Raw genomic sequence first — 9,065 nt, 5'->3', positions numbered from 1 at the left:
ACCAGGGGGTTGGGGTCTTGGCCCGCGGCGACCACGCGGGCCAGGCCGGCAGCGATGAGGGCATCGCAGCAGGGCGGTGTGCGGCCATGGTGCGAACAGGGTTCGAGCGTGACGTAGGCCGTGGCACCGCGCACCTCGTGGCCTCGCTGCGCGGCGTCGCGCAAGGCCATCACATCGGCATGCGGCCCGCCGGCTTGCTGGGTGTGGCCTCGGCCGATCACGCGGACATCGGCTGCCGTGATGACGCAGCCGACACGCGGGTTGGGCTCGCTCAGGCCGATGGCCTGGGCGGCGAGCGCCAGGGCGTCGCGCATTGCAGCGAGGTCGACGGGGGAGAAGTTCAAGGCTGGTGCTGGGTGGTGGCCAAAGAGGCCACATTGTGCGGCGTAAGCTCGCTCGGGCAGGCGCCGTCGCCGCGGACCACCAGGTAGTTGTGCGGTGCTTCGGTGTAGCGGCAGGCCTTGAAGGTGGTGGCCGTGGCGCCGAAGACCCAGCCGTCGGGGACGATGCGCAGCGGCTCCGCGCCCAGGCCGTTCGGCGGCACGATGCAGAAGTAGGCCAGGTGGCGCTCGCGGCCGTTCACCACGTCGATCTCGCATTCGCCGGGTACCAGCGACAGGGCGAGCGGCGCATCGTTGGGGTGCTCCGCATCGGGTTGTGGTCCGAGCGAGAAGCGGATGTGGCCTCGCACGAGGAGCCCCGCCCGGTCGGTGCAGGCGTTGAGGTGCGCCGGTGTGATGTCGCGCACCGTCAGGCCGGCCGGAACGCTGCACCGCGACACAACCATGCCGGTGGCGCTGTCGAGGATCCACACCACGGTGCCGGCGGCAGATGGCTTGAGAACGCTGCGCCCTTCGCTGATCTGCCGGGCGCCAACAGGGAGATGGCTGCGCGGCGCCAAGCTTCTGTCTTGTGGAGGCAGCGCCAGTGCGGCGGAGTAAATGGGGGCCACGGCTGCGATGCTGGTGTGCAGCTCGATGGCTTGCTCGCTGTCGCTGCGGTCCCGCCAGCGCACGCTCACGTGGCTGCTCTTGAGGCCGGCCGAGGGAGACACTGTGCGGGCGAGCGTGAACGCCGTGGCATTCGCGCCGTGTGCCGTGCTGCCCAGGCTGGCGATCTCGCCGAAGGCCGTGGTGTGGGCAAAGCCGCGGAGGTGCTCCAGGTCTTGCTGGGCGAGTTGGACGGCATCAGTGCGCTGGTGGGCGATGTCGCCATGAAGCCGGAGCCACGATTGCAGGCGCAACGCGCCCAGCAGGCCCACGGACAGCATCAGGAGGCCGATCAGGGCTTCCACCAAGGTGATGCCGCGCTGCTGGTGGTGAAGGGTTGTCGTCATCGTGAACCTCAGTGATCGCGCCAGCTGCCGGGCATGCGGGCATAGCTGCCGGTGTGCTGGTGCAGGGCCTTGAGCACGGCGGCGTCGTACTGGATCTGCGTGCTGCCGCTGGCTTGGAAGTCGCCTTCGATGACCACCGCGCCGTGGACCGTGGCGCCAGCCGCATCGCTCCAGCGTGGATCGGTGCCGTAGACGAGGCCGTGGATGACGGCGCCCGCCTGCAACTCGACGGGGCCATCGGCCACCAGCAGCAGAGGGCGTTGCGGGGTGCCGAGCACGGTCGAAGAATCGAGCTTCAGGCCGCCGCGCAACCAGATCAACTGATGTCGAGCGGCGGCTTGCTGCAGCGAGGCGTCGCAGGCCTGGCTGCAATCCAGTTCGCGTGCCATGGGTTGGGCACGCCAGGCTTCCCGGCTCATGCGGAACAGGCTGGCGAACAGCCCGGTCGGTGTGAGCTGGGCGAGGGTGCTCTCCTGGCTCAGGACGGACGCGCTGGCCGGCGTGCCGGGTGTGCTCGTCAGCCGCAGTGCGCCGGGCTCGATGGCGCCACCGCTGTGCAGCGTCAGGCCACCGCTGGCGGCGCTGGTGTGGCGGATGTCGAAGGCGCCAGACACGAAGTTCACCGAGCCACGCACTGTCAGTGCGGCGGCGGGCAGGGTGTCGAGGCCGGGCAGTCGGCCCAGGCGCACCTGCAGCTGGGCGCGGCTTGAGTGGCTGAAGCCGGTTGACGTGAGTTGCAGCGTGTCGGGTGGGTCGGTGGCGGCCACGGCGATGCTGAAGGCGACGCGGTGGCTCGTTGATGGCGTGTTGCCTGGGCATTGGCAGGCCCAGCCACTTTCGTTGGCCACGCACGTGGCTTGCATCGCCGAGACGCTTCGCTCCCGAAATGCGGTGCAATCGCTGCCGGTCGGCTCGCTGCTGTTGAGCTGCGCCAATGCCCAGTCGATGCCGGCTTCCGCCGCCTCGCTGGCCTGCGCTGCGCGGTACTGGTTGATGGAGGTTCGGGCCTCGAACAGCACGCTGCGGTGGGCGAAGGCCACGCTCAGCAGGATCACGAAGGCCATCAGCAGCGTGATGGCCACGGTGGCCGCGCCGCGCTCTGCGGCTTTCATGTGGGGCACGCGCCGGTCAGCGCGTCGTGGCGAAGGCGGACTGTGGTCTCCATGCTGCGCAGGGGGGCCATGGGTGCGGCCCCGCGGGCCTCGATGTGAAGGGCCAGGCTGCGCACCGTCTGGCGAGGAGGGCAACGCGTGCTGCCCGCCGCACAGGCCTGGCTGCAGAAGCCGTCGAGCACGATCTCTTCGGTGTGCGGCGTGATGCGGAATGCCGCTACGCGCAGGGTGTTGACGTCGGTCAGGGCTTGCCAGTGGCCTTCGCCGATCTGCATCTCGATCGCGCCGTCGCGCAGCCGATAGGCGAGTGACGCACCGGTGTCGGGGTAGGCGAAGCGCACGCCTCCCTCGGCCACGCTCAAGGGGCCGGCGCGCCGCAGGTCGCGGGCAATCAGATCGCTGGCGGTGCGCAGGTCCTGCATGAGGCGCGCCTCGACCAGCAAGCCGCGGTTCTCGCGCAGGTGGTGGGTGAGTGCGAGCAAGGCGGCCGCGATCACGGTGAGGCCGATGGCCAGGCCCACCATCAGCTCGACGATCGACAGCCCCCGCTCGCGGTGGCGCGGACTCATACGCCCCAGCAGCGCTTGTTGTCGGCGCTGCTGTTGGCGGTGTTCTCGTCCGGGCCAGAGGCGTAGCGCGTATCGCCACCTGTGACGGTGAGCCGTAGCACCCTGCAAGCAGTGTCTGCGGCTTGCGCGCCGGTGCCGGTGGCCGTGGCGCTGAAGCCCGTCTCGCTGGACTCGGTGACGGACAGCGCGTAGTAGCGCATCGACGAGCTGGCGCTTGTGTTCAGCTCGGCCAGGCTGGCGTAGCTGGTGTGGCCGGAACGCCAGCGCTCCTGGCTCATCTGCAGTTGCATGAGCGCCGTGATCGCGTCCGTTCTGCGCACCTTGTAGACCGGACCCGTGAAGCTGGGGTAGGCGGTGGCGGCGAGGATGCCGACGATGGCCGTCGTCACCGTCAGTTCGATCAGCGTGAAACCGCGTTGTTGTTGCTGCATGGTGGCCTCCTCAGCAGGCGCGGTAGCCGGAAACCGTGGCCTGAGGCGAGCAGGAACGTACCCGGCCCATCAGGTTGACCACCTGGTGCACCGTTCGGCCTTGCGCACCGGTGATGCGCACGGTGGCGGTGGGCGAGGCCGTGCCGTGCAGCGGGTCGAACAGGACCGAGGCGACGTTGGCTTGCAGGCTCACGCGCTGTGCGTTGTCCAGTGCGACCGTCTTGAGCGCCTGCGCGTCGCCCTCGCAGCGCGCCGTGCCGTCATCACTGCACTGGCACTGGGCGGCTTCCCCGGTGTGGATGACATAGCAGGCGGCTTCCGGGCGAAAGCTCACCCGCACACCCTGGTTGCGCAGCACCGCCTCGGCGCGTGCGAATTGCAGGTCGCTGGCCACTTGCGTGGCCACGCCGTCAATGCGTTGTGTGTCGACGAAGTGACCGAACGAAGGCAGCGCCGTTGTCACCACGATGCCGGTGACGGCGACCACGATCATCAACTCGGTCAGCGTGAAGCCCCGAACCTGTGCATTCATGTTCCCTCTCCCTGTGTTCTGAATGTGCGTGCACTGTAGGAAATGCAAGCCGATTCAGCGTCCACCGGGAGGGGGAAACGAGGTGCCCATGGAGAGGGCACCCTGCGGGGGGAGGTCAGGCCATCGCGCCTGCATGCATGACGGCTTCTCGGCGAGGCCTCAGTCAGCAGGGACTGAGGCCTTTGCCGCCTCAAATGTCTCGGATCAGCTGACGGAACTCGTCCACGTCTTCGAAGCTGCGGTACACCGACGCGAAGCGCACGTAGGCCACCTTGTCGATGCGCTTGAGTTCGCGCATCACCAGCTCGCCGAGCTTGGTGGAGGCGACTTCCTTGGCGCCGCTGTTGAGCAGCTTGTCCTGGATGCGTTCGATGGCGGCGTCGATCTGCTCCACGCTCACCGGGCGCTTGCGCAGGGCCAGCGTCATCGAGGCGCGGATCTTCCCGATGTCGAACTCGGCCCGGGTGCCGTCCTTCTTGACCACCGAAGGCAGCGCGATCTCGGTGCGCTCATAGGTGGTGAAGCGCTTGTCGCAGCTCTGGCAACGCCGGCGGCGGCGCACGACGTCGCCCTCGTCGGACTCACGCGTCTCGACGACCTGAGTGTCTTCGTGCGAACAAAAAGGACAACGCATGTCAGGTGAGATCGGGTTCTGCGCCGGGTCGCCCCAAGCCGGACCGCGCCCCTGGGGGGCAGGAGCGCAGCGACTGGGGGGCTGGCATCTCAGCGGTAGACCGGGAAGTCTTTGGTGAGCGCCGCGACTTTGGCACGCACCGCCGCGATGTTGGCCTCGTCGTGCGGCTTGTCCAGCACGTCGGCGATCAGGTGGGCGGTGGCGCGGGCCTGCTCTTCCTTGAAGCCGCGGGTGGTGAAGGCCGGCGAACCCAGGCGAATGCCGCTGGTGACCATCGGCTTCTGCGGGTCGTTGGGGATGCCGTTCTTGTTGCAGGTCATGTGGGCGGCGCCCAGGATGGCCTCGGCTTCCTTGCCGGTGAGGTTCTTGGGCCGCAGGTCCACCAGCATCACGTGGCTCTCGGTGCGGCCGGAGACGATGCGCAGGCCGCGTTGCGTGAGCGTGTCGGCCAGCACGGCGGCGTTCTTCACCACCTGCTGCTGGTAGGCCTTGAACTCGGGTGACAGGGCTTCCTTGAAGGCCACCGCCTTGCCGGCGATCACGTGCATGAGTGGGCCACCCTGGATGCCTGGGAAGATTGCGCTGTTGATCTTCTTGGCGATGGCCTCGTCGTTCATGACCACGATGCCACCGCGCGGGCCGCGCAGGCTCTTGTGGGTGGTGGAGGTGACCACGTCGGCGAATGGCACCGGGTTGGGGTACACGCCCGCAGCAATCAGACCGGCGTAGTGGGCCATGTCGACCATGAAGTAGGCGCCGACGGCCTTGGCCACCTTGGCAAAGCGCTCGAAGTCGATGCGCAGGGCGTAGGCCGATGCCCCGGCAATGATCAGCTTGGGCTTGTGCTCATGAGCCAGGCGCTCCATCGCGTCGTAGTCGATGGCTTCGTTCTTGTCGAGGCCGTAGCTCACCACCTTGAACCACTTGCCGCTCATGTTGAGCGGCATGCCGTGCGTGAGGTGGCCGCCTTCAGCCAGGCTCATGCCGAGGATGGTGTCGCCAGGCTGCAGCAGGCCGAAGAACACCGACTGGTTGGCCTGCGAGCCGGAGTTGGCCTGCACGTTGGCGAACTGGGCGCCGAAGAGCTGCTTCAGGCGGTCGATGGCCAGCTGCTCGACGATGTCGACGTACTCGCAGCCACCGTAGTAGCGCTTGCCGGGGTAGCCCTCGGCGTACTTGTTGGTGAGCTGGCTGCCCTGGGCGGCCATCACGGCCGGCGAGGTGTAGTTCTCGGAGGCGATCAGCTCGATGTGGTCTTCCTGGCGCTTGTTCTCGCTCTGGATGGCGGACCAGATCTCGGGATCGATGGCAGCAAGGGTGGATTTGGCGCGGTCAAACATGTGGCAGTCCTCGTGGTCAGAATCCCTCGGCGAACCGCGTGTGGAACACGGCTGCGGGGCTGCCCAGGCGAACGGCTGAACCGACCCAGCCATATCTACAAGCCTGGGCGGGCTGCGCTTCCCAGTGGTTCACCACCTCAGGCACCGTGGAGGTGCCCCATCGCCAGTTGCGCAGCGGGGGAAGTGTACCGCGGCAGGCTGCGCGCGGTACGTCAAAAGCGGGTCAGCGAAGCAGGGCGATCTGCTCGGCCGTTGCCTTGTCGGGGGCAGGCGCGGGCTTGGCTTCGGGGTCGGCGAGCGTCACCGGCACGGCAACGGGCGCGGGCGCCACGATCAGCGGTGCCGTCACGGCGACGGTCTTGCCGCTGGCCACCTGGCGCAGGTGTTCCTGCTCTGCCAACACCTTGCCGGCGTAACCGCCATCGTCGGTGAGGTTGGCGGCACCGACGTAGTGGCGCAAGCCGGCTTCGACGCCACCAGCGCGGGCGATGCACTCCTTGAGCACCTGCACGCCCACGCGCAGGTTCGTCACCGGGTCGAAGGCCGCGTGGTTACCGCCGAAGGCCTCGTACTTGTCGTCGTGGACGCGGGTCATCACCTGCATCAGGCCCTGGGCCCCCACGGGGCTCTGGGCAAAGGGGTTGAAGCTCGATTCGATGGCCATGATGGCCAGGATCAGCGTCGGATCCAGGTCGGTTTTGGCCCCGACGGTCCAGGCCTCCTTCACCAGCCGGCTCACCGGCTCGGGTGCCACGCGGTAGCGGCGCGACAGCCAGATGGCGACGGCCGCCTGCTGTCGGGTCAGGTCCTTGGGGTCGGCTGCCGTGGCCCGGGCGATCGCGTCGGGTTCGCTCAGGTCGACCAGCGCCTCGGTGCTGCCCACGCTGCGGGCGTCTTGCCGGGCTTGCAGCCAGTTCAAGGTGTGCTCTTCCACGGCGTGGCGAAGGTCGCGCTGTCCGGCAACGAACAGCAGCGCCGAGACCAGCAGCAGGCCCACCAGGGCCAGGGTGTTGTGGCTGACCTCCAGCAGGCCGTGGCCCACATCACGCAAGAACACATGGCTGGAGGCGACCGCCGATTGGCGGCTCGCATTCAGCTGCGAAACCAGTTTTTGAAGCGCTGTCATGTCACTCCTTTCTTCTCTGTCCCTCCGCGGCACGCTCGCAGGCAAGCGTTCAGCTGGAATGTGACAGTGATAATCCGCGGCGAGATCGCTGCGGATTCGGCAGCGTGGCGCCAGGGCTCTCCGAACGAGAGTTGGCGCGGGTTATCCCTGATCTATGTCAGGTGCGGGCGCATTCTGGAAGAACGATCCATAACCAGTCAAGCATTAAGAGGCCATTCTTAATAGCTAAAAGAAATGAAATATCGAGATTTGCGTGACTTTATGGCCGGCCTGGAGCGCTCGGGCGAACTCCGGCGTGTCGCCGAGCCAGTATCGGCGCGGCTTGAAATGACAGCGCTCAGTGACCTCGTGCTCCGTTCCGGCGGGCCGGCGTTGTGGTTTCAGAATCCTGCCGGTTACAAAATTTCGGCCTTGACGAACCTGTTCGGAACGACTCGTCGGGTCGCTCTGGGCATGGGCGCTACAGAGGTAAAAGAGCTGCGCGACGTGGGTCGCGTGCTCGCCGGTCTGAAGGAGCCTGAGCCTCCCAAAGGCTTCAAGGATGCGGGCAAGTTGTTACAAATGGCCAAGGCCTTGTGGGACATGAAGCCCTCGGCGGTGCGCCGGGCGGCCTGCCAGGAAGAGGTGTTGGAGGGCGGTGAGGTCGATCTGGGCCAGTTGCCCATCCAGACCTGCTGGCCAGGCGACGTGGCCCCCCTGATCACGTGGGGCCTGGTGATCACCCGCGGGCCCCAAAGTGGGCCGAATCCGCGCCGTCGGCAGAACCTGGGAATCTACCGCCAGCAGGTCATCGGCCCTCGGCAGGTCATCATGCGTTGGCTCGCGCACCGGGGTGGGGCGCTCGACTTCCGCGAGTTCGCCCTGGCCCATCCGGGCCAGCCGTTCCCGATCGCCGTGGCGCTGGGCGCCGACCCGGCCACCATCCTGGGCGCGGTGACGCCCGTACCCGACACCTTGTCCGAGTACCAGTTCGCCGGTCTGCTGCGCGGCAGCCGCACCGAGGTGGTCGACACCTCGGTGGGAGACGCCGGCGTGATGCTGCAGGCCCCGGCCGGGGCTGAGATCGTGCTGGAAGGCCACATCCCTACGGCGGCCAAAGGCTTCACCGGCACCAGCCCGCATGGCGTGGCGCTCAAGGAAGTGGGCGGTTATCTCTATGCGCTCGAAGGGCCGTACGGCGACCACACCGGCTATTACAACGAGCAGGACTGGTTCCCGGTGTTCGAGATCAGTCGCCTCACGCGCCGCAAGGATCCGATCTACCACTCCACCTACACCGGCAAACCGCCTGACGAGCCGGCCATGCTGGGCGTGGCCTTGAATGAAGTCTTCGTGCCCATCCTGCAGAAGCAGTTTCCGGAGATCGTGGACTTCTACCTGCCGCCCGAGGGCTGCAGCTACCGGATGGCGATCGTCTCGATCGCCAAGCGCTACCCGGGGCACGCCAAGCGGGTCATGTTCGGCGTGTGGAGCTTCCTGCGCCAGTTCATGTACACCAAGTTCATCGTCGTCACCGACGACGACATCGACGTGCGTCACTGGCCCGACGTCGTCTGGGCGATCACCACGCGCATGGACCCGGTGCGCGACACCACGCTGGTCGACCAGACGCCGATCGACTACCTCGACTTCGCCTCGCCGACCAGCGGGCTGGGCGGCAAGATGGGCCTGGACGCGACCAACAAGTGGCCGGGCGAGAGCACACGCGAATGGGGCCGGCCGATCGCCATGGACGCGCAGGTCCAGGCGCGCGTCGCGCCGCTGTTCGATGCGCTGATGGCATCGCGCTGATCGCCGCTTCGCCAGCGAGCCGAAGGCTTGACCTCGATGCGCGGCTCGCCTATCTTCGGTCTGCCTGCGATGCAGGCAACTCCATGGCGCAGTCGCTGCGCGCCAGGAGCCCCGGACCACATTCCTCCGGAGCTCCACGTGGCTCCGGCCACCGACCCCTCCCCACTGCAAGGTGCGGAGGGGTTTTCATATCC

The 9,065-nt window shown here is 67.3% G+C and carries 10 protein-coding genes and 1 riboswitch; of the genes, 1 reads left to right on the top strand and 9 read right to left on the bottom strand.

Features of this window, described 5'->3' with window-relative positions; translation table 11 throughout:
- The 9 genes from VFL64_RS13295 to VFL64_RS13255 form a co-directional block, all read right to left on the bottom strand.
- A partial coding sequence (locus VFL64_RS13295; RefSeq protein ID WP_489540860.1) for a bifunctional diaminohydroxyphosphoribosylaminopyrimidine deaminase/5-amino-6-(5-phosphoribosylamino)uracil reductase RibD occupies positions 1-314 on the bottom strand: 314 nt, incomplete at its 3' end.
- A 26-nt stretch (positions 315-340) separates the two neighbouring features.
- Positions 341-1,336, bottom strand: a complete 996-nt coding sequence (locus VFL64_RS13290; RefSeq protein ID WP_489540859.1) for a type IV pilus modification PilV family protein — start codon at positions 1,334-1,336, stop codon at positions 341-343.
- Positions 1,337-1,344: 8 nt separating this feature from the next.
- Positions 1,345-2,448 (bottom strand): hypothetical protein, encoded by a 1,104-nt coding sequence (locus tag VFL64_RS13285; protein ID WP_489540858.1) that lies wholly within the window; start codon positions 2,446-2,448, stop codon positions 1,345-1,347.
- On the bottom strand, positions 2,445-3,017 hold the full coding sequence (locus VFL64_RS13280; RefSeq protein ID WP_489540857.1) for a PilW family protein: 573 nt from the start codon (positions 3,015-3,017) through the stop codon (positions 2,445-2,447). Before VFL64_RS13280 ends, VFL64_RS13285 begins: the two co-directional genes overlap by 4 nt.
- The gene (locus tag VFL64_RS13275; RefSeq protein WP_489540856.1) at positions 3,014-3,448 is read right to left on the bottom strand and encodes a type IV pilin protein; all 435 of its coding nucleotides are present in this window, start codon (positions 3,446-3,448) and stop codon (positions 3,014-3,016) included. The genes VFL64_RS13280 and VFL64_RS13275 overlap by 4 nt, the downstream gene beginning before the upstream one ends.
- Before the next feature lie 10 nt (positions 3,449-3,458).
- A complete protein-coding gene (locus VFL64_RS13270; protein ID WP_489540855.1) occupies positions 3,459-3,980 on the bottom strand; it encodes a GspH/FimT family pseudopilin in 522 nt (173 codons plus the stop codon).
- Between the two features lie 190 nt (positions 3,981-4,170).
- Complete coding sequence (gene nrdR / locus VFL64_RS13265; RefSeq protein WP_489540854.1) at positions 4,171-4,614, bottom strand: transcriptional regulator NrdR; 444 nt, start codon at positions 4,612-4,614, stop codon at positions 4,171-4,173.
- A gap of 89 nt (positions 4,615-4,703) precedes the next feature.
- Positions 4,704-5,954 (bottom strand): serine hydroxymethyltransferase, encoded by a 1,251-nt coding sequence (gene glyA / locus VFL64_RS13260; protein WP_489540853.1) that lies wholly within the window; start codon positions 5,952-5,954, stop codon positions 4,704-4,706.
- 54 nt (positions 5,955-6,008) lie between these two features.
- Positions 6,009-6,135: riboswitch (ZMP/ZTP riboswitch) on the bottom strand.
- A 42-nt stretch (positions 6,136-6,177) separates the two neighbouring features.
- Positions 6,178-7,080 (bottom strand): lytic transglycosylase domain-containing protein, encoded by a 903-nt coding sequence (locus VFL64_RS13255; protein ID WP_489540852.1) that lies wholly within the window; start codon positions 7,078-7,080, stop codon positions 6,178-6,180.
- Positions 7,081-7,314: 234 nt separating this feature from the next.
- On the opposite strand from VFL64_RS13255, the gene VFL64_RS13250 reads away from it, so the two are divergent.
- Complete coding sequence (locus VFL64_RS13250; RefSeq protein ID WP_489540851.1) at positions 7,315-8,871, top strand: UbiD family decarboxylase; 1,557 nt, start codon at positions 7,315-7,317, stop codon at positions 8,869-8,871.
- Positions 8,872-9,065 lie beyond the last annotated feature (194 nt).

The organism is Rhizobacter sp. (genome assembly GCF_035702065.1).
GTDB lineage: Bacteria > Pseudomonadota > Gammaproteobacteria > Burkholderiales > Burkholderiaceae_C > Rhizobacter.
The sequence above is the reverse complement of the archived record's forward strand: the minus strand, read 5'-3'. Positions and strand labels throughout refer to the sequence as shown.